Genomic DNA, 17,600 nt, shown 5'->3' with positions numbered 1-17,600 from the left:
GAATTGCTATGCCATTTGCCGTACCACGTGCATTACCTCTGACGTTACTCGCCGCTTTCGTGCTGGCGGGCTGTGCCGAAAAAGGGGCTGCCCCGCTCAAAGAAGGGGAGAAGCCTGTGGATGTGGCGAGCGTGGTGCGGCAGAAGATGCCCGCCAGCGTGAAGGATCGCAGTGAGTGGGCTGATGCGCTGGCAACGACCTTCAAAAGCCAGAAGATCGCGCCTACCGAAGAGAATATCTGCTCGGTGCTCGCGGTGGCGCAGCAGGAATCGATGTATCAGTCAGATCCTGTTGTGCCTGGCCTGAACAAAATCGCCTGGAAAGAGATCGACCGCCGGGCCGAATCGATGCATATCCCGGTTTTCCTGGTACATACCGCCCTTAAAATCACCTCGCCAAACGGTAAAAGCTATAGCGAACGGCTGGATACGGTGAAAACCGAGAAGCAGCTTAGCGCCATTTTCGATGATTTCATCAATATGGTGCCGATGGGGCAGAAGCTGTTTGGATCGCTGAATCCGGTGCATACCGGCGGTCCGATGCAGGTGAGTATCGCATTTGCGGAAAAGCATACCGACGGCTATCCGTGGGATATCGATGGTACGGTGCGTCAGGAGGTCTTCTCCCTGCGCGGTGGGCTGTGGTTTGGGACGTATCACCTGCTGAATTATCCGGCCAACTACGATAAACCGCTGTATCGCTTTGCCGACTTTAATGCGGGCTGGTATGCCAGCCGAAATGCAGCCTTCCAGAATGCGGTAAGCCGCGCCAGCGGTGTGAAGCTCGCTTTGGATGGCGATCTCATTGCATACGGCAGCAGTGAGGCTGGGACCACCGAACGTGCGGTGCGAAAACTCTCGACGAAGCTGGAAATGAGCAACAGCGACATTCGCCGACAGCTGGAGAAGGGCGACAGCCTGGCGTTTGAGAAAACGGATCTCTATAAGCAGGTCTTTGCGCTGGCCGAGAAGAAAAGTGGAAAGGCATTACCCAGAGCCATTCTGCCAGGGATTCAACTGGAAAGCCCGAAGATCACGCGTAACCTGACGACCGCCTGGTTCGCGAAACGCGTGGACGATCGTCGGGCACGCTGTATGAGACTGTAATCAGTGGCGATTGCGCCAGCGCAGGACGAGGGCAATCACGCCCAGAACCATGCTGCCCGCGAGGAAGGGAATGAGTCCAAATACGGTGCTCACGCCTAAACCGATTTCAACGCGTGGGCGGCCTGTATCCTGCACCTGCATCAGATGCTCATACACGCCAGGAGCATGCACCAGCATATTCAGCAGTTGGGTTCCTGCCCAGAAACAAAACAGAACAAACAGGGCATAGGCAATATTCCCCGCCGTGGAGGTTTTTGGTTGTTTTCCGCCAAAAATCGGTTTCGACAATGTAAAGTCTGCCATAAGACCTCCCGAAAATATCACTCTGTTTTAATACGCGTCGTACAGGGTGAGTGTGACAGGTCATAGCATTTGTCAATATCAGAATCGTGGGAAATTCGGTTCAGGATTTCTCCTGGATTGTCGAATTCTGCATCACGTCACAAATTGATAACATAAGTGAAACTGCGCTGCTTTTCAGAATTTACGTATCCGCCACAGACGCCTTTATCAAACTGTGAGAGGATAGTTTTTTTTCTGCCGGAGTTGTCATGAAGCTCACTTCCAAACTACGCCGTGACTGGCATTACTACGCCTTTGCGATCGGGCTGATCTTTATTCTCAACGGTGTTGTCGGGCTGCTGGGATTTGAAGCGAAAGGCTGGCAAACCTATGCGGTTGGGCTGGTGACCTGGGTAATCAGTTTCTGGCTGGCGGGATTCATTATCCGCCGTCGCCCCGATGAGACGACGACGGCAGAGAAAACCGACTAACCGTTAGTTAACGGAGCTTTTCAGGGCGCTGTCAGCGGCGTGACGCTCCAGCGCCAGTTCAATCAGGCGGGTGATCAGTTCCGGATAGCTTATCCCGCTGGCCTGCCACAGTTTCGGGTACATGCTGATATTGGTAAAGCCCGGCAGGGTGTTGATTTCGTTAATCACCACCTCGTTATCCGGCGTCAGAAACACGTCGACGCGCGCCATCCCACAGCATCCCAGCGCCTGATAGGCTTCAACGGCGATCGCGCGGATCTTGTCGTTAACGTCAGGATCGAGCGCGGCGGGGACCACAACCTGGGCACCTTTGTCGTCAATATATTTGGTGTCGTAGGAATAGAAGTCGCTGTTCAGCACTACTTCACCGCAGGTACTCGCCTGCGGGAAGTCGTTGCCCAGTACGGCGCACTCAATTTCGCGTCCGTTAATTCCCTGCTCAACCACCACCTTATGGTCAAACTCAAAGGCCAGACGAACGGCTTCGTTAAACTGCGCTTCGCTGGTGACTTTGCTGACGCCAACGGACGAGCCCTGATTTGCTGGTTTCACAAATAGCGGCAGGCCGAGTTGCGCCTGGATCTGCGCGAAGCTATGTTTATCGCGGTTGGCACGAGTAAGCGTCACGAACGGCGCAATATTCAGACCGGCGTCGCGCAGGAGACGTTTTGTGACGTCTTTATCCATGCAGGCGGCAGAGCCCAGCACATCGGAACCGACAAACGGCAGGTTCGCCATCCGCAGCATGCCTTGCAGGGAGCCGTCTTCGCCCAGCGTGCCGTGAACGATAGGAAACACCACGTCAATCTGTGCCAGCGCCTGCGCGTTCCCGGCATCGATAAGCTGTCCCTGTACCACGCCTGGAACCGTTGCGACGCTGATATCAGAAGGATTAAGGGCGATGTGCGCCGGATCGTCAGCGTGTAACAGATACTGGCTGGCATCGTTAACATGCCACTGGCCCTGTTTATCTATGCCCAGCAGCACCACGTCAAAACGGCTTTTATCAATCGCATCAACGATATTTTTAGCCGATTGCAATGACACCTCGTGCTCTGCCGATTTTCCCCCAAAGACAATACCTACGCGCTGCTTTGCCATCTCACTCTCTTCCAGTCTGACGAAAAGCCAATAACATACCACGATGCCCGGCGGGTTTCGCGGCCTTCTGCCATAATGTTTTGAGGGATGCTGAAGGGGGGCGCGTGAAAGGAAAAGGTCTGTTTATTCTTATTGTTATTGCCGGGATCGTCACGGTGGGCTACCGCTGGTTGCCGTCGCAGTACAACCCTTTCGTGCCGCTTACGCTTGACGATCCGCCCGGAAAAATAACCCAGTTTAAACTTCGGCGTTTAACCCCCCAGGCGTGCGAAAGCCTGTTAACGCAGGCGAACCAACGTCGGCTTATCCGTACCCAGGCGGTCGCTGACAGCGCCGGGGAGTGTCCACTGAGTAACGTGGTGCGCGTACGTGATTTTGGCCCGGTCAGTCTGAACAGCAGCTTTCTTGCCAGTTGCCCGCTGGCGTTAAGTTCGGCGCTGTTTGTCAGCCAGCAGGCCCGGCCGCTCACCAAAACCTGGACGGGAAGCGAGCTTGCGCGTATTGAACATCTGGGCAGCTTTGCCTGCCGCAATATCTACAGCCGCCCGGATGCGCGGCGCAGCGAACATGCCACGGCGGATGCGCTGGATATCAGCGCTTTCAGGCTGGCAAACGGACAGCGTGTTACCGTTCTAAACGGCTGGAAAGCGGAAAAGACGCAGCCCTGGCTACAGGCGCTGCTCTCGGCAAGCTGTGGTTATTACGGTAACGGTCTGGGACCGGACTATAATGCCGCCCATGCCAACCATTTCCATCTGGGAATGCGCGGATATGGATTATGTCGATGAAGCATAATCTTCCGCCGAAATTTGGATAAATTGTGACTTATTTCACAAATATGATGACTGGGAAGATAAAACACCAAAGTCTGCAAGGCCGCATCTCTGGCGCTATGTCATTGCGCGTAACTTGCTAATCTGTCGGCGAATTCGCCTAAAAATGAAGACTATTTCTGTTATGGAATCCTGGAAAGTTAACCTCATTTCAGTCTGGTTCGGCTGCTTCTTCACCGGACTGGCTATCAGCCAGATATTGCCCTTCCTGCCGCTGTATGTGTCGCAGCTGGGGGTCACTTCCCATGAAGCGCTCTCCATGTGGTCCGGCCTGACGTTCAGCGTGACGTTTCTGGTCTCCGCCATTGTGTCGCCGATGTGGGGTAGCCTGGCAGATCGCAAGGGGCGCAAGTTGATGCTGCTCCGCGCCTCGCTGGGGATGGCGATAGCCATTTTGCTCCAGGCCTTCGCCACCAACGTCTGGCAGCTGTTTATTCTGCGGGCGATAATGGGGCTGACCTCCGGGTACATTCCGAATGCCATGGCGCTGGTGGCCTCACAGGTACCGCGTGAGCGAAGCGGCTGGGCGCTCAGCACGCTTTCCACCGCCCAGATCAGCGGGGTCATTGGCGGCCCGCTGCTCGGCGGCTTCCTGGCGGACCATGTCGGGCTGCGTGCGGTCTTTATCATTACTGCGATCCTGCTGACGATTAGCTTTCTGGTCACCCTTTTTCTGATTAAAGAGGGCGGGCGGCCTGTTGTCAGCAAATCCGAACGCCTGAGCGGAAAAGCGGTTTTCGCCTCGCTGCCTTATCCTGGCCTGATGATTAGCCTCTTTGTGACGACGATGGTGATCCAGCTCTGTAACGGCTCGGTGGGGCCGATTCTGGCGCTGTTTATCAAGTCGATGGCGCCGGACAGCAGCAACATTGCGTTTCTGAGCGGGATGATTGCCGCCGTGCCGGGCGTGTCGGCGCTGATGTCTGCTCCGCGCCTGGGGAAACTGGGCGACAGGATCGGTACGGCACGTATTCTGATGGCAACGCTCATCATTGCGGTGATCCTTTTCTTTGCCATGTCATTCGTCACCACACCTCTTCAGTTGGGCATCCTGCGCTTCCTGCTTGGCTTCGCGGATGGCGCCATGCTGCCCGCTGTTCAGACGCTGCTGGTGAAATATTCCAGTGACCAGGTAACCGGCCGCATTTTTGGCTACAACCAGTCGTTCATGTATTTAGGCAACGTAGCGGGCCCGCTTATTGGCGCCTCGGTCTCGGCGATGGCGGGTTTCCGCTGGGTATTTGCCGCGACGGCGGTGGTGGTACTGCTGAATATTATTCAACTGGCCTTTGCCTTACGCCGTCGCAGGCGAATCGCTGAGGCAAAGTCGGCCCGGTAAACACGATAATATATTATTTATTCTTATGAACGCCGCATTTTTATATAACGAAATGCGGCGTCTTTCTTTTAGAAAAACGTTTCGCTTTCTCCCCGAAATATCTTTTTTGGCAGCGATGTCACTTTTGCATAAGATAAAGCCAATCCATGCTTTTCATTATTCAGTGAGGGTGTTAATTTCAGGGGAAATCACATAAGGAAATAGCACCATGAAAAATCTCATTGCTGAGTTGTTGGTTAAGCTTGCCCAAAAGGAAGAAGAGTCGAAAGAGCTGGTTGCCCAGGTCGAGGCGCTGGAAATCGTTGTGACGGCGCTGCTGCGACAGATGGCAAAACCAGAGCAGGAGGCGTTGATCGACAACGTTGAAGGCGCGCTGGAAAAAGCTCGCCCTGATTCACAGGTTCCCGCAGAGGATGCGGAGCTGCTTCAGCAATACGTAAAAAAGCTTTTGAGGCATCCTCGCAGTTAACCGGCCAGAGGTGAAATGACATGCCACAGAATTGTCATGCAGGATGCCTGGCGTCGCTCTGTTTTTATTTTTACAAATTTTTCAGGGTAAATTAAATTGAGACAGAGCACAGTTTTCACCGCATAATTTCTGCTATTAATTACCGCCTCCCTGCCGGCGAAACCGGATAATGATCATTGTGCCGCTACAGGGCTGAAATAACCGCGAAGCCCGGCGAAAATCAGGTGCGCAGGGTGGTTTTTTTTTCGTAACGAACCAGACTTAACGTGGAACTTCACATAAAGGATGGTGCAATGAAAACAACAATACTGATTACCCTGCTCTCTGGCCTGTGTCTGATGGCATCAGCACATGCGGAAGAGAAAACGTTGACGCCCCAGCAGCAACGCATGACGACCTGTAACCAACAGGCGACATCGCAAAGCCTGAAAGGGGATGCCCGTAAAACGTACATGAGCGACTGCCTAAAAAATGGTGCGACAAAACCCGGTGAAAAAAGCCTGACCCCGCAGCAGCAAAAAATGCGCGAGTGCAATGCCCAGGCGACACAGCAGATGCTGAAAGGCGACGATCGCAGCAAGTTCATGAGCGCGTGCCTGAAAAAACAGGCGTAGTGCTAACGGGTGAGTCACGGCTGTGGCTCACCCAAAATTTCATACTTTCCCCGCTATCCCCCTCTCTATAATTTGGGAAAATGTTTCAGAATATTCCCAAAGATGATGAATGATGAGTTTTATGACAGTCACGAGAACATTCGGGAAGCGTGGCACCAGCAGCTTTCTCAGGATGATTCATACCGTTCCGGTCTGCGATTTGCCCGGCGAATACGGCTGGCACGCATCGTTGGTCTGGCGGCGATATTTGTTCCGCTTGCCAGCGTTCTGGTGAGCCAGTTTCTTTCCGGCGTCTGGTGGTTATTGCTGGTGGGCTGGGTCTTTGTCTGGCCCCAACTGGCCTGGCAGCTGGCTTTTCGTTCGGCTGAACCCCACAGCAGTGAAATTGTTAATCTGAAAATCGATGCCATTCTTGCCGGTGTCTGGATGGGGCTAACAGGGTTCAATGCGCTACCAACGGCGGCGCTGATCATGATGATCGGCATGAATATGATGGGATCGGGGGGATGTCGCTTATTTCTGACAGGACTGGCGCTGCTTGCCCTGTCTGCTCTGCTCACCGTGCAATCCACGGGTACTCCTGTGCTATTGACCTCTGCACCGCTGGCGTTGTGGCTGACGCTCCCCGTGCTGGTGGTCTACCCCATGCTGTTTGCATGGCTCAGCCACCGCACGGCGATCCGGCTGGCAGAGCATAAGCGTCGGCTTGAGCTGATGAGTACCCGCGACGGAATGACCGGCGTGTTCAATCGCCGTCACTGGGAAACGCTGCTGCGTTACGAATTTGAGGCCTGCCGTCGCAGCCATCGACAGGCGACGATACTGCTCATTGATATCGATCACTTCAAGGCGATCAACGACACCTGGGGGCATGACGTGGGAGATGAAGCGATTGTTGCCATCACGCGCCAGCTTCAGCTGACTCTGCGCTCAGGCGATTATATTGGCCGCTTTGGTGGGGATGAGTTCGCGGTGATCATGTCCGGCACGCCTGCCGACAGCGCGATTGCAGCGATGTCGCGCGTCCATGAACGGCTGGTCAACATGCCGCTGCACGGAGCACCAACGGCGAGGTTGTGTATCAGCGTTGGGGTTGCCCCCTGGGGGGCGCAGTTCACCCACTATCGTGAATGGCTAAAGGCGGCGGACGTGGCCCTCTATAAAGCCAAAAATGCCGGACGGGGCCGCACCGAAGTGGCCGCCTGACGCCCGGCGTAGCGCATCAGGACTTACTGAGCTTCTCTGATTTTTCCATGCATTTTTCCATCGCCTCGATCACGGCGGAGCGGAATCCGCGATCTTCCAGCACGCGCACGGCTTCAATGGTTGTGCCCCCCGGCGAGCACACCATATCTTTCAATTCGCCCGGATGCTTACCCGTTTCCAGCACCATTTTGGCCGAGCCCATCACCGCCTGCGCTGCAAATTTGTAGGCCTGCGCGCGCGGCATTCCGCCCAATACGGCAGCATCGGCCATGGCTTCGATAAACATAAAAACATACGCCGGGGCAGAGCCGCTCACGCCGACCACCGGGTGGATCATCGGTTCGGCAATCACTTCCGCTTCGCCGAAGCAGCGGAAGATATTCAGTACATCTGCCACGTCTTCAGATGTGACCAGCGCGTTCGGGGTAACGGAGGTCATACCGGCATTCACCAGCGACGGGGTGTTTGGCATGGCGCGAACAATCTTACGGTCGTGACCCAGCGCGCGGGCGAGCTGATCGAGGGTCACGCCTGCGGCAATCGACACCACCAGGGTCTCTTTGTTAAGGCTGGAGGTGATCTCGCTCAGGACTTTAATCATGATATTCGGCTTAACGGCGCCAAAGACAATATCCGCCACCTGAGCCACTTCCTGCGCGCTTTCGGCAGCGTTGACACCATACTCATCACGCAGCGCCGCGACTTTATCCGGGGATGGGGTATAGACCCAAATCTGCCCCGGCAGCACCTGCCCGCTGGCAATCAGTCCGCCGAGGATAGCTTTGCCCATGTTTCCGCAGCCGATAAACCCGATTTTCTTATCCATCACGTCTCTCCGTTATTATGCGTTGTTATCTCTCATTGATAGCTTAACAACGAAATGCAGGCGACAATAGTCGCCAGAATCATAATGGGGAGAGACGATGGCGATTTGGGTTGATGCGGATGCGTGTCCGAATGTGATTAAAGAGATTTTATTTCGTGCTGCCGAGCGCGTGCAGATGCCGCTAACGCTGGTCGCGAACCAGAATATCCGCGTGCCGCCCTCCAGATACATCCGATCTCTGCGCGTTCCGGCCGGGTTTGACGTGGCGGATAACGAGATAGTACGCCTGTGTGACGCAGGAGATCTGGTGATCACGGCGGATATCCCGCTGGCTGCCGACGTGCTGGCGAAGGGGGCCGCGGCGCTTAACCCGCGCGGCGAGCGCTACTCTCCGGCAACGATCCGGGAGAAGCTCACCATGCGTGATTTTATGGATACGCTGCGTTCCAGCGGCGTGCAAACCGGTGGGCCGGACAGCCTGTCGCAGCGCGATCGCCAGCAGTTTGCCGCCGAGCTGGATAAATGGCTGCTGGAAGTGAAGCGCCGCCCGGCGTAGCCCACCTCCGGGCGGTTTTGTGGTACAGTGTGGCTTCCACAGGCTTGTCATTCCGTACCGCTTTGCAGTAAAGTTAGCGCAACATCTACTGCAATCATTTCTTTACAGCCTTCAGTTATCCGGCAGCAAGGGGAACACCTGGTTATGAGCCCACCCATCTTTTTAGTTGGCCCTCGCGGCTGTGGGAAAACCACCGTTGGTCTGGAGCTGGCGCGTTTGTGCCAGAGTCAGTTTGTCGATACTGACCACTGGCTTCAGGAGAATGCGGGTAAGACTATCGCCGATATCGTTGAAGATGAGGGTTGGGAGAGCTTTCGTGCGCGTGAAACGGCCACGCTGGAAGCGGTGACCGCGCCGTCAACCGTGATTGCGACCGGTGGGGGCATTATCCTGGCGTCGTATAACCGCCAGTTTATGCGCGAAAAGGGTGTCGTGATCTACCTCTGTGCCCCGGTCTCTACGCTGGTGGGGCGGCTGGAGGCGTTTCCGGAAGAGGGGCAGCGCCCGGCGCTGACCGCGAAACCGCTGAGTGAAGAGGTCAGCGAGGTCCTCGCCGAACGCGATGCACTGTACCGCGAGGCGGCACACCACGTTGTGGATGCGTCGGCGTCACCCGAAAAAGTTGCGATTCAGATTATTACCGCCCTGCGTTTGGCTTGCGCCAGCTAACAGCCGTCTATACTCATAGCTCAGACATAAAAAAAGGATGAGCTATGCCAACCAGACCTCCCTATCCACGTGAAGCCCGCATCGTTACCGTTGAAAAAGGTAATGGTGATCAAACCGTAACCTGGTACCAGCTGCGTGCCGATCACCCTAAACCTGATTCGCTGATCAGCGAACATGAAACCGAACAGGAAGCGCTGGATGCGAAACGGCGCTATGAGGATCCTGAGAAGTCCTGACAGGAATCCGAATTCGTTACAACCGTGTCTGAATCACACTTTTAACTTATCGCTGATGTTAAGCAGCAGTTAATATTTAGTTATTACAGGTGGATTCGGAAAGGCCAGTCGATCTTTACACTACGGTGTTGAGATCCCCTGCTACGCTTGGTGCTGTTTTGTTGAATAAATGAACAGTGCAGCGTAGTGAGCCTGCACCTGTGTGGCAGTTGTGGTAGTAACGGAAGGCGATCAAAATGAAGGCGACGTTGGCGATCCTCACGATTGGTGTGGTGCCTGTAAGCGAAGTATTACCGCTCTTAACCGAGCATGTCTCTGAACAACAAATTACGCATCTCAGTCTGTTAGGGAAGCTCAGTCGGGAAGAGGTCATGGAAGACTACGCGGTCGGAGAGGGGGAAGATCCCCTGGCAACGTTACTCAGTGACGGTAAACTGGCGCATGTGTCGCGCCAGAAAATCGAGCGCGCGCTACAGGGCGTGATCGAAGTGCTCGACAATCAGGACTATGACGTCATTTTGCTGATGAGCACGGCACCCGTTAAAGGACTCAGCGCGCGTAATGCCATTCTGCTCGAACCGATGCGGATTATCCCCCCGCTGGTGGCCTCTATTGTTGATGGTCATCAGGTTGGGGTCATCGTTCCCGTTGAGGAATTGCTGGATAACCAGACGGTGAAGTGGGCTGCGCTGGAGCACACCCCGCTGTACGCGCTGGCTAACCCGTTCTGGGACAGCGAAGCGAAGCTGATTGCGGCTGGGCAGGAATTGATCGACAGAGGGGCGGATGTCCTGATGCTCGACTGCCTGGGCTTCCATCAGCGGCATCGTGATTTATTGCAAAAGGCGCTGGATGTTCCGGTGCTGCTCTCTAACGTCCTGATGGCGCGTCTGGCGTCAGAATTACTGGTGTAATGATTTTGCGTGACAGGTCATGAGCATGGCCCCTATAGTGGATTTTTCTCTATAAATATAAGGGCCAGTTCATGCTTCAAAGTAACGAATACTTTTCCGGTAAAGTGAAATCCATTGGTTTTACCAGCAGCAGCACTGGCCGCGCCAGTGTCGGCGTAATGGCGGAAGGGGAATACACCTTTGGCACCGCAGAAGCGGAAGAGATGACGGTGGTCAGCGGCGCGCTGAACGTCCTGCTGCCGGGTGAAACGGAGTGGAAAGTATATAGTGCCGGGCAGGTCTTCAACGTGCCGGGCCACAGCGAGTTCCATTTACAGGTTGCAGAGCCAACCTCTTATCTGTGCCGCTATCTGAAATAAAAGCATGCCGGGTGGCGCATTCGCTTACCCGGCCTACGTTTTGCCTGTCAGCGCTGCGCTTCGCCGCCGAGACCTTCCACCAGGTTCTGAATCAGCGCCGCCAGCTCGCCGGTCATCAGGATAAAGTCTGCGTCAAAGCGCTGAGCATAATCTTCGCGGTCGATATCTTCGTTCTGATCGCGCAGTTCATCGCAGAATTTCAGGCGCTTCACGGAGCCGTCATCACACATCACAAACTGAATGCGCTGCTGCCAGTCGAGTGCCAGTTTAGTCACCACTTTGCCCGCTTCAATGTGCACGGCGATTTCGTCGCTCACCAGTTCCTGTTTCTTCGCGCGGATCACGCCGCCATCTTCCAGCAACGCTTTCAGCTCTGCTTCATCAAGGATCTGGAAGCCCTGCGCGGCAGTCCCGCTGCGCACCCACTCGGTCAGGGTCAGCTCAATCGGCGTTTCCAGCGCCAGCGGTACCACCGGTAATGAGCCAAGGCTCTTACGCAGCAGCGCCAGCGTATCTTCGGCTTTTTTGGCGCTGGCGCAGTCCACCATGATCAGCCCGTTAACGGTGTCGATCCACATCATGGTCTGGCTAAAGCGGCTAAACGCGCGCGGCAGCAGCGAGTGCAGCACTTCATCCTTCAGCGAATCTTTTTCGGTTTTTTTAAGCTTACGGCCCTGTTCAGCTTCCAGCTTGAAGATCTTCGCTTCGAGTGCCTGCTTAACCACGGGCGTCGGCAGGATCTTCTCTTCTTTGCGGGCGCAAACGATGATTTGCCCCGTGCTGCTGGCGTGGGTCAGCGCATCGCTTTGAGAACCCATTGGCGGAACCCAGCCGGTTTTTGCCATATCCTGGCTACCGCAAGGGGTAAAGGAGTAAGCGGCTAACTGTTTTTCCATCTCTTCTGCACGCAGCGAAACGTCGCGGCTGAGACGGTAAACCATCAAATTTTTGAACCACAGCATGATAATTTCCACGGCCTTGTCGTTAAATCAGCGGGCATGATAACGAATTGTCGCATCGCTTGCATTGCTAATCGGGAAGCGGGCTTCTACTCTGTTGATAATCAAAATAATGAGGAGTGTCTTGTGCGTATTGGGATTGATTTGGGCGGCACCAAAACAGAAGTCATTGCGTTGAGCGAGCAGGGGGAGCAACTGTTTCGCCACCGTCTGCCTACGCCGCGCGATGATTATCACCAGACCATAGAGACGATTGCCCGCCTGGTCGATATGGCAGAGCAGGCAACGGGCGAGACGGGCACAGTCGGGATGGGGATCCCTGGCTCCATTTCGCCGTATACCGGCGTGGTGAAAAACGCCAACTCCACCTGGCTCAACGGTCAGCCGTTTGATAAAGACTTAAGTCAACGCCTGAACCGGGAAGTGCGTCTGGCGAATGACGCAAACTGCCTGGCGGTGTCTGAGGCCGTGGATGGCGCAGCGGCTGGCGCGCAGACCGTATTTGCCGTAATTATCGGCACCGGCTGCGGGGCGGGCGTGGCCTTCGGAGGGCGCTCGCATATTGGCGGCAACGGCACCGCGGGCGAGTGGGGGCACAACCCGCTGCCGTGGATGGATGAAGATGAACTCAAATACCGCGCCGAAGTGCCGTGCTACTGTGGCAAGCAGGGCTGTATAGAGACCTTTATCTCCGGTACGGGGTTTGCCACCGATTATCATCGTCTGAGCGGCCAGCCGCTGAAAGGTAACGAGATTATGCGTCTGGTTGAGGAGCAGGATCCGGTGGCTGAACTGGCGCTCAGCCGCTACGAAATGCGGCTGGCTAAGTCACTGGCGCATGTGATCAATATCCTCGATCCGGACGTGATTGTGCTGGGCGGCGGCATGAGCAACGTCGACCGACTTTACGCCACGGTGCCAACGCTGGTGAAACAGTGGGTATTTGGCGGCGAGTGCGAAACGCCGATCCGCAAAGCCGTCCACGGTGACTCCAGCGGCGTGCGAGGCGCGGCGTGGCTGTGGCCGGAATAAACGCAAAACGGCAACTTGCGTTGCCGTTTATGATGTTTGTACCCTCTCCCACAGGGAGAGGGCCAGGGTGAGGGCATCAGACCGCACCGTCCCCCATTCAATTCACCGCAAACTCCCTGTCCAGCCTGCTATACCCCAGCCCGTTGATCTTCTTCACCTTGATCTGCACCGGAATACGCTCTTTCATCGCCTCAACGTGGCTGATCACGCCGATGGTTTTCCCGGTGGCGTTCAGTGCGTCGAGCGCATCCAGCGCGGTGTCCAGCGTTTCACTGTCGAGCGTGCCGAACCCTTCATCCAGGAACAGCGAATCAATGCGCGTTTTGTGACTGACCAGATCGGAAAGCGCTAAAGCCAGCGCCAGACTGACCAGGAAACTCTCCCCGCCGGAAAGGGTACGGGTATCGCGTATCGCATCGGCCTGCCAGGTATCGACCACTTCCAGCTCCAGCGCGTCGCTGGCTTTACGCTGAAGCAGATAGCGGCCATGCAGACGGTTGAGCTGCTGGTTGGCAAGCCACACCAGATTATCCAGCGTTAGCCCCTGGGCGAATTTACGGAATTTATCGCCGGTGCTGGAGCCTATCAGCGCATTGAGATAGCCCCAGTCGTCGGCCTGACGCGCCGCCTCCTCAATCTGCTGCATAAGCGCCTGCTGGTGCAGACGGTTATCGGCGTCCTGTTTGAGCTGCTGGCGGATCTCCCCCTGATGCGTGGTGTTGTCCCGAAGCTGTTGCGCCAGCTGATGTAACTGCGCCTGAAGCGTTGCGGCATCGGTTTCCAGCCCCTCGGGGCGCTGTGCCTGATGCGCCTGAAGCTGCTGGCTTGCCTGCACCGAAAGCGCCGTGGTCTGCTGGAGCTGGTTTTCCAGCGTCTGCTTTTGCTGTTCAAGCTGGCGGATCGACGCTTCATCCAGCAGGGCGGAGAGAAATGCCTCCCGATCGGCAAAGCAGCTCGCGGTCAGCGCGGCGTTGAACTGAGCCTGTGATTGCTGGAGCCGTTCACGCTCAAGCGTCTCCTGCTGCTGGAGGGTGGTGAGCTGGCTTTGCAGCGACACGCATTCGTCGTGGATGCCGCGCCACTTCTCAGGTATAACCGCGTCGGCTTCTGTATCATCGGTAACCGGCAGCGTCTCCAGGATTGGCATCAGGGCGTTAATACGTTCCTGAATCGTACCGTGCTGGGCCTGTTTTTCCTGCCACAGGGTATATTCGCTTTCGCGCGCGCTCAGCCAGGCGCTTTCGGCCCCTTCATCGGGCACGCTAAGCGACAGCGACTCTAGCGAGGCCGCCAGCGCCTGACGCGTCGCCGTCAGCTGCTGCTGGTACTGGCGCGCCTGACCTTCCTGTTCAATGAGCTGGTTTTGCAGCGTCAGACGCTGGCTGAGCTGATACAGCTGGCGTTCATACTGCTCCTGTGCGCTCATCCAGAGTGCTATATCATCCTGAATATTCAGCGCTATGTTCAGGGAGGTGCAGACCTCCAGCCACTCTTTAGTGAGTGCTTGTTCTTCCTGAGAGAGAGCCTGTGCTTCCTCAGTCTCGCGCTGGATCTGTTGGGTCAGCGCATTCACCTGCCCGAGCACCAGCAATCCTTCCTCTTTTAGCGCGGCAACCTCTTTCTCCAGCGCGTCGCGGCGGCGCTGATTGTCAGTCAGTTCAAGCGCCTGATACTGCACAACTGCCGGGTGTTCGCGTGAACCGCAGAGCGGGCAAGGCTTACCCGCTTCCAGCTGAGCACGATAATTCTCAAGATCCTTGATTGTCGCCTCACGCTCACAGAGCGCTTTCAGGTCGGCATAGTGCTGATTTTTTTCTTTGAACTGCTGACGCCGCAGGATCAGCGTTTCATTGAGCTTACCCTGCTCAGCCTGCGCTTTCTGCACGCTTTCCGCATTCTGGCGCAGCCGTTTTTGCAGCGGCTGATAGCGAGCGTGAAGCGCAGTCAGACGCTGGCGGAGCGCCCGCGATTGTGCCTGTTGCTCCATTGCCGTCGCGAGATCCTCAGCCGTCAGCGTCAGCGTACTCTCCGGCAGCTCAGCCAGCTTCTGACGAAGCTCAGCCATGCGCGCTGCCTGGGCAACAAGCTGATTTTTATCGCGATTCAGCTGCGTAAAATGCGCCCGCCAGCCGGCAATTTCCTGTCCCCGCTGACGGAAACGATCGTGTTCGGTTAGCCACTGCGTCAGCGCCGTGTGCTCTGTCTGCAACTGTTCACGGTTGCGCTGCGCACCGTTGCGGATACGCGCGCGCTGTGCCGCTCTGTCGAGTAAGCGAGTATTTACTTCGACAATTCGCTCTGCGGTTTGCGACAGGCGGGCGGTCTGCTCCTGCTGGTGCTCCCATAGCGGACGTAGCTGGGCGGCGGGTTGCGCCAGCTGGAGCTTCGCCAGTTGCGGCGCGGCGTCCGTCAGAGCCTGTTGCGCCTGCTGCTGCGAAGCGGCTGCGCGCTGCTGCTCACGTATCAGCTCGTCGTTACGCGTAAGCCACTGAAAATCTTTCTGTTGGCTCTGCTGCTGTGCCAGCAGGATTTTCTCTTCGTCAGTGAGCGCCTGCAAACTTTGCTGCAAGTGATGCTGCTGTTCCTCGCTCAACAGCACAACCCCTGCGGCCTGCGCTTCGCACATCTCCAGCGCGTTACGTGCCGCTTTGTGTTTTTCAAAAACCATGGCGGAAATCTGGCCGTAAATTTCCGTGCCGGTCAGTTCCTCCAGCAGCTCAGCGCGATCGCTCGGTTTAGCATTCAGGAAGGCGGCAAACTGCCCCTGCGAGAGCAACATCGAGCGGGTAAAGCGACCATAGTCCAGCCCGGTGAGTGCGGCGGTTTGTTCCAGCTTATCCGTGACTTTGTCGGCCAGAATTTTGCCGTCTTCGCAGCGGGCCAGCTCTACGCGCGGTGCCTGTAAGTTCCCGTCCGGCTGGTTGCGGGCGCGGTTCTGGCTCCAGAAAGCGCGATAAGCAACGCCTTTGACCTCAAATTCCACTTCCGCCAGACATTCGGCGGTATCGCGCGTCATCAGGTCGTTTTGCGCCTGAGAGACCTTATTAAGACGCGGCGTTTCGTGGTACAGCGCCAGGCAGATGGCATCCAGCAGCGTGGTTTTACCCGCGCCGGTTGCGCCGGTGATGGCAAACAGCCCGTTGCTGGCGAACGGCTCCGCGGTGAAATCAATTTTCCACTCACCCTTTAGCGAATTCAGATTTTTCAGACGCAGGCTCAGAATTTTCATGCGTTTTCGTCCTCGTCATGGAGGGAGTGCAGGGTCTGGGCAAACAGCTCGTTAAGCCTGGTGCGTCTGGCCTCGTCCACCTCTTCATGCGCAAGCCGCCGCGCGAACACCTCTTCAACCCGAAGTTCGCTAAGCGTTTCACGCTGGGCGTTGAGCAGTATTTTCTCGCGCTGCTCGCGGCTGCGGCGTACCAGCAGTACTTCCACGGGAAGGTCTTCCGTCAGCGTCTGAATTTTACGCTGCATATCGTACAGGTAGTCGTCGGTGGTGATTTCGATATCGAGCCAGACGGGGGGATTAAGCGCTGCGTCGCGCCACTGCTCAAGCTGAGCGGTAATGGCGGCCAGATCGCCTTTCAGCACCGCCAGCGGCTGGGTGACCGGCACCTCGAGCGTCTCAACGGCGCTAAGTTTGCCTTCGGTGAAGCTCACCAGATGCACGGATTTGGCTTTGCCCGTTTCGTCAAAACTGAGCGAAATGGGCGAGCCGCTGTAGCGGATATGCTCGCAGCCGCCGATGATCTGCGCCCGGTGAATATGCCCGAGGGCAATGTAGTCGGCGGGGGGGAAGTTTTGCGCCGGAAACGCGTCCAGCGTACCGATATAGATCTCGCGCACCGCATCACTCTTACTGGCTCCGACGGTGGTGAGGTGTCCGGTGGCAATGATCGGAATGGCCTGATCGCCGCGCAGGGCGCAGGCTTCCGTATGCTGCTGGTGATAATAGCGGGTGATGGCCTGCAACAGATGCTGCTGTTTTTCGCTGCCGGACAGACCCGCCTGGCTTTGCACGATATCTCGCGGGCGTAAAAACGGGATTGGGCACAGCACCGCGCCCGGCGTGCCGTCGCGTTTTTTCAGGATCTGCGGCGCGTGCCCGGCGCTGGCCACCACGGTGGTATTGAGGAACGCCAGAATATCGCGGGATTCATTCAGCGTCGCCACCGAGTCATGATTTCCGGCGACAATCACCAGGTGACAACCGGTTTGCTGGAGGTTGACCACAAAACGGTTGTATAGCTCACGCGCATAGCTCGGCGGCGATCCGATATCAAAAATGTCGCCCGCCACAATAATCGCGTCCACCTCGTGAGCCTGAGCCGTCTCCAGCAGCCAGTTCAGGAACGCTTCATGTTCCGCGGCGCGGCTTTTGCTGTAAAAATTTTGACCCAGGTGCCAGTCTGAGGTGTGAAGTATGCGCATAAAAGATCCGTGGCAATAATAAGAAAGCAGGATTATAAACGTTCGTGGAACGGAAAATAACCGCTGTAATAAAACAACAGTTTGCTATTTATAGTGGTAATGTTTTTCATAAATCTGTCATAAATCTGACGCATAATGACGCCGCATTACAGACTTGTAACTTAAATACGATAAGAC

The 17,600-nt window shown here is 56.1% G+C and carries 19 protein-coding genes; 13 read left to right on the top strand and 6 right to left on the bottom strand.

Annotation, left to right across the window (positions count from 1 at the left end; translation table 11 throughout):
* Positions 1-8: 8 nt before the first annotated feature.
* Positions 9-1,106 (top strand): DUF1615 domain-containing protein, encoded by a 1,098-nt coding sequence (locus CU081_RS22995; RefSeq protein WP_003859160.1) that lies wholly within the window; start codon positions 9-11, stop codon positions 1,104-1,106.
* Here the strand turns inward: CU081_RS22995 and CU081_RS22990 are convergent, their stop codons facing one another.
* Positions 1,107-1,409, bottom strand: a complete 303-nt coding sequence (locus CU081_RS22990; RefSeq protein ID WP_003859159.1) for a DUF2755 family protein — start codon at positions 1,407-1,409, stop codon at positions 1,107-1,109.
* Positions 1,410-1,657: 248 nt separating this feature from the next.
* On the opposite strand from CU081_RS22990, the gene CU081_RS22985 reads away from it, so the two are divergent.
* Positions 1,658-1,879, top strand: a complete 222-nt coding sequence (locus tag CU081_RS22985) for a DUF2754 domain-containing protein (RefSeq protein WP_003859157.1) — start codon at positions 1,658-1,660, stop codon at positions 1,877-1,879.
* Between the two features lie 3 nt (positions 1,880-1,882).
* On the opposite strand, the gene ddlA is transcribed toward CU081_RS22985, so the two are convergent.
* Positions 1,883-2,980: a D-alanine--D-alanine ligase gene (ddlA, locus tag CU081_RS22980; protein WP_003859156.1), complete on the bottom strand. Its 1,098-nt coding sequence runs from the start codon at positions 2,978-2,980 to the stop codon at positions 1,883-1,885.
* A gap of 104 nt (positions 2,981-3,084) precedes the next feature.
* Between ddlA and CU081_RS22975 the strand changes: the two genes are divergently transcribed.
* The 5 genes from CU081_RS22975 (at position 3,085) to adrA (ending at position 7,441) form a co-directional block, all read left to right on the top strand.
* Positions 3,085-3,768 (top strand): extensin-like domain-containing protein, encoded by a 684-nt coding sequence (locus CU081_RS22975; RefSeq protein WP_003859154.1) that lies wholly within the window; start codon positions 3,085-3,087, stop codon positions 3,766-3,768.
* Between the two features lie 169 nt (positions 3,769-3,937).
* On the top strand, positions 3,938-5,152 hold the full coding sequence (locus CU081_RS22970) for a multidrug efflux MFS transporter (RefSeq protein ID WP_015571317.1): 1,215 nt from the start codon (positions 3,938-3,940) through the stop codon (positions 5,150-5,152).
* A gap of 208 nt (positions 5,153-5,360) precedes the next feature.
* Positions 5,361-5,621, top strand: coding sequence for an anti-adapter protein IraP (iraP, locus tag CU081_RS22965; protein WP_003859148.1), 261 nt, complete (start codon positions 5,361-5,363; stop codon positions 5,619-5,621).
* Positions 5,622-5,914: 293 nt separating this feature from the next.
* Positions 5,915-6,235, top strand: a complete 321-nt coding sequence (gene psiF / locus CU081_RS22960) for a phosphate starvation-inducible protein PsiF (RefSeq protein ID WP_022650447.1) — start codon at positions 5,915-5,917, stop codon at positions 6,233-6,235.
* Between the two features lie 102 nt (positions 6,236-6,337).
* Positions 6,338-7,441 (top strand): diguanylate cyclase AdrA, encoded by a 1,104-nt coding sequence (gene adrA, locus CU081_RS22955; protein ID WP_022650448.1) that lies wholly within the window; start codon positions 6,338-6,340, stop codon positions 7,439-7,441.
* A 16-nt stretch (positions 7,442-7,457) separates the two neighbouring features.
* Here adrA and proC read toward each other — a convergent pair whose 3' ends face one another.
* On the bottom strand, positions 7,458-8,267 hold the full coding sequence (gene proC, locus CU081_RS22950; protein WP_022650449.1) for a pyrroline-5-carboxylate reductase: 810 nt from the start codon (positions 8,265-8,267) through the stop codon (positions 7,458-7,460).
* Between the two features lie 97 nt (positions 8,268-8,364).
* Between proC and CU081_RS22945 the strand changes: the two genes are divergently transcribed.
* The 5 genes from CU081_RS22945 (at position 8,365) to ppnP (ending at position 11,001) form a co-directional block, all read left to right on the top strand.
* On the top strand, positions 8,365-8,823 hold the full coding sequence (locus CU081_RS22945; protein ID WP_003859141.1) for a YaiI/YqxD family protein: 459 nt from the start codon (positions 8,365-8,367) through the stop codon (positions 8,821-8,823).
* A gap of 144 nt (positions 8,824-8,967) precedes the next feature.
* Positions 8,968-9,492, top strand: coding sequence for a shikimate kinase AroL (aroL, locus tag CU081_RS22940; protein WP_003859138.1), 525 nt, complete (start codon positions 8,968-8,970; stop codon positions 9,490-9,492).
* A 44-nt stretch (positions 9,493-9,536) separates the two neighbouring features.
* Positions 9,537-9,728 (top strand): protein YaiA, encoded by a 192-nt coding sequence (gene yaiA, locus CU081_RS22935; protein ID WP_003859135.1) that lies wholly within the window; start codon positions 9,537-9,539, stop codon positions 9,726-9,728.
* Positions 9,729-9,964: 236 nt separating this feature from the next.
* The gene (locus tag CU081_RS22930; protein WP_003859133.1) at positions 9,965-10,642 is read left to right on the top strand and encodes an AroM family protein; all 678 of its coding nucleotides are present in this window, start codon (positions 9,965-9,967) and stop codon (positions 10,640-10,642) included.
* A gap of 71 nt (positions 10,643-10,713) precedes the next feature.
* Entirely contained in the window at positions 10,714-11,001 is a 288-nt protein-coding gene (ppnP, locus tag CU081_RS22925; protein WP_003859131.1) for a pyrimidine/purine nucleoside phosphorylase, read from the top strand.
* Between the two features lie 47 nt (positions 11,002-11,048).
* On the opposite strand, the gene rdgC is transcribed toward ppnP, so the two are convergent.
* Positions 11,049-11,963 (bottom strand): recombination-associated protein RdgC, encoded by a 915-nt coding sequence (gene rdgC, locus CU081_RS22920; protein WP_003859129.1) that lies wholly within the window; start codon positions 11,961-11,963, stop codon positions 11,049-11,051.
* Between the two features lie 123 nt (positions 11,964-12,086).
* Between rdgC and mak the strand changes: the two genes are divergently transcribed.
* Positions 12,087-12,992, top strand: a complete 906-nt coding sequence (gene mak, locus CU081_RS22915; protein ID WP_003859127.1) for a fructokinase — start codon at positions 12,087-12,089, stop codon at positions 12,990-12,992.
* Positions 12,993-13,089: 97 nt separating this feature from the next.
* On the opposite strand, the gene sbcC is transcribed toward mak, so the two are convergent.
* On the bottom strand, positions 13,090-16,221 hold the full coding sequence (gene sbcC / locus CU081_RS22910; RefSeq protein ID WP_022650450.1) for an exonuclease subunit SbcC: 3,132 nt from the start codon (positions 16,219-16,221) through the stop codon (positions 13,090-13,092).
* Entirely contained in the window at positions 16,218-17,423 is a 1,206-nt protein-coding gene (gene sbcD / locus CU081_RS22905) for an exonuclease subunit SbcD (protein WP_022650451.1), read from the bottom strand. The genes sbcC and sbcD overlap by 4 nt, the downstream gene beginning before the upstream one ends.
* Between the last annotated feature and the right edge of the window lie 177 nt (positions 17,424-17,600).

Source organism: Enterobacter sp. CRENT-193, assembly GCF_002787395.1.
GTDB lineage: Bacteria > Pseudomonadota > Gammaproteobacteria > Enterobacterales > Enterobacteriaceae > Enterobacter > Enterobacter hormaechei_C.
This window is presented reverse-complemented; position numbering and strand designations above follow the sequence as displayed.

Coding starts and splice junctions, on each gene's coding strand:
- CU081_RS22995 (WP_003859160.1), top strand. CDS start 9: ATGCCATTTGCCGTACCACGTGCATTACCTCTGACGTTACTCGCCGCT.
- CU081_RS22990 (WP_003859159.1), bottom strand. CDS start 1,409: ATGGCAGACTTTACATTGTCGAAACCGATTTTTGGCGGAAAACAACCA.
- CU081_RS22985 (WP_003859157.1), top strand. CDS start 1,658: ATGAAGCTCACTTCCAAACTACGCCGTGACTGGCATTACTACGCCTTT.
- ddlA (WP_003859156.1), bottom strand. CDS start 2,980: ATGGCAAAGCAGCGCGTAGGTATTGTCTTTGGGGGAAAATCGGCAGAG.
- CU081_RS22970 (WP_015571317.1), top strand. CDS start 3,938: ATGGAATCCTGGAAAGTTAACCTCATTTCAGTCTGGTTCGGCTGCTTC.
- iraP (WP_003859148.1), top strand. CDS start 5,361: ATGAAAAATCTCATTGCTGAGTTGTTGGTTAAGCTTGCCCAAAAGGAA.
- psiF (WP_022650447.1), top strand. CDS start 5,915: ATGAAAACAACAATACTGATTACCCTGCTCTCTGGCCTGTGTCTGATG.
- adrA (WP_022650448.1), top strand. CDS start 6,338: ATGATGAATGATGAGTTTTATGACAGTCACGAGAACATTCGGGAAGCG.
- proC (WP_022650449.1), bottom strand. CDS start 8,267: ATGGATAAGAAAATCGGGTTTATCGGCTGCGGAAACATGGGCAAAGCT.
- CU081_RS22945 (WP_003859141.1), top strand. CDS start 8,365: ATGGCGATTTGGGTTGATGCGGATGCGTGTCCGAATGTGATTAAAGAG.
- aroL (WP_003859138.1), top strand. CDS start 8,968: ATGAGCCCACCCATCTTTTTAGTTGGCCCTCGCGGCTGTGGGAAAACC.
- yaiA (WP_003859135.1), top strand. CDS start 9,537: ATGCCAACCAGACCTCCCTATCCACGTGAAGCCCGCATCGTTACCGTT.
- CU081_RS22930 (WP_003859133.1), top strand. CDS start 9,965: ATGAAGGCGACGTTGGCGATCCTCACGATTGGTGTGGTGCCTGTAAGC.
- ppnP (WP_003859131.1), top strand. CDS start 10,714: ATGCTTCAAAGTAACGAATACTTTTCCGGTAAAGTGAAATCCATTGGT.
- rdgC (WP_003859129.1), bottom strand. CDS start 11,963: ATGCTGTGGTTCAAAAATTTGATGGTTTACCGTCTCAGCCGCGACGTT.
- sbcC (WP_022650450.1), bottom strand. CDS start 16,221: ATGAAAATTCTGAGCCTGCGTCTGAAAAATCTGAATTCGCTAAAGGGT.
- sbcD (WP_022650451.1), bottom strand. CDS start 17,423: ATGCGCATACTTCACACCTCAGACTGGCACCTGGGTCAAAATTTTTAC.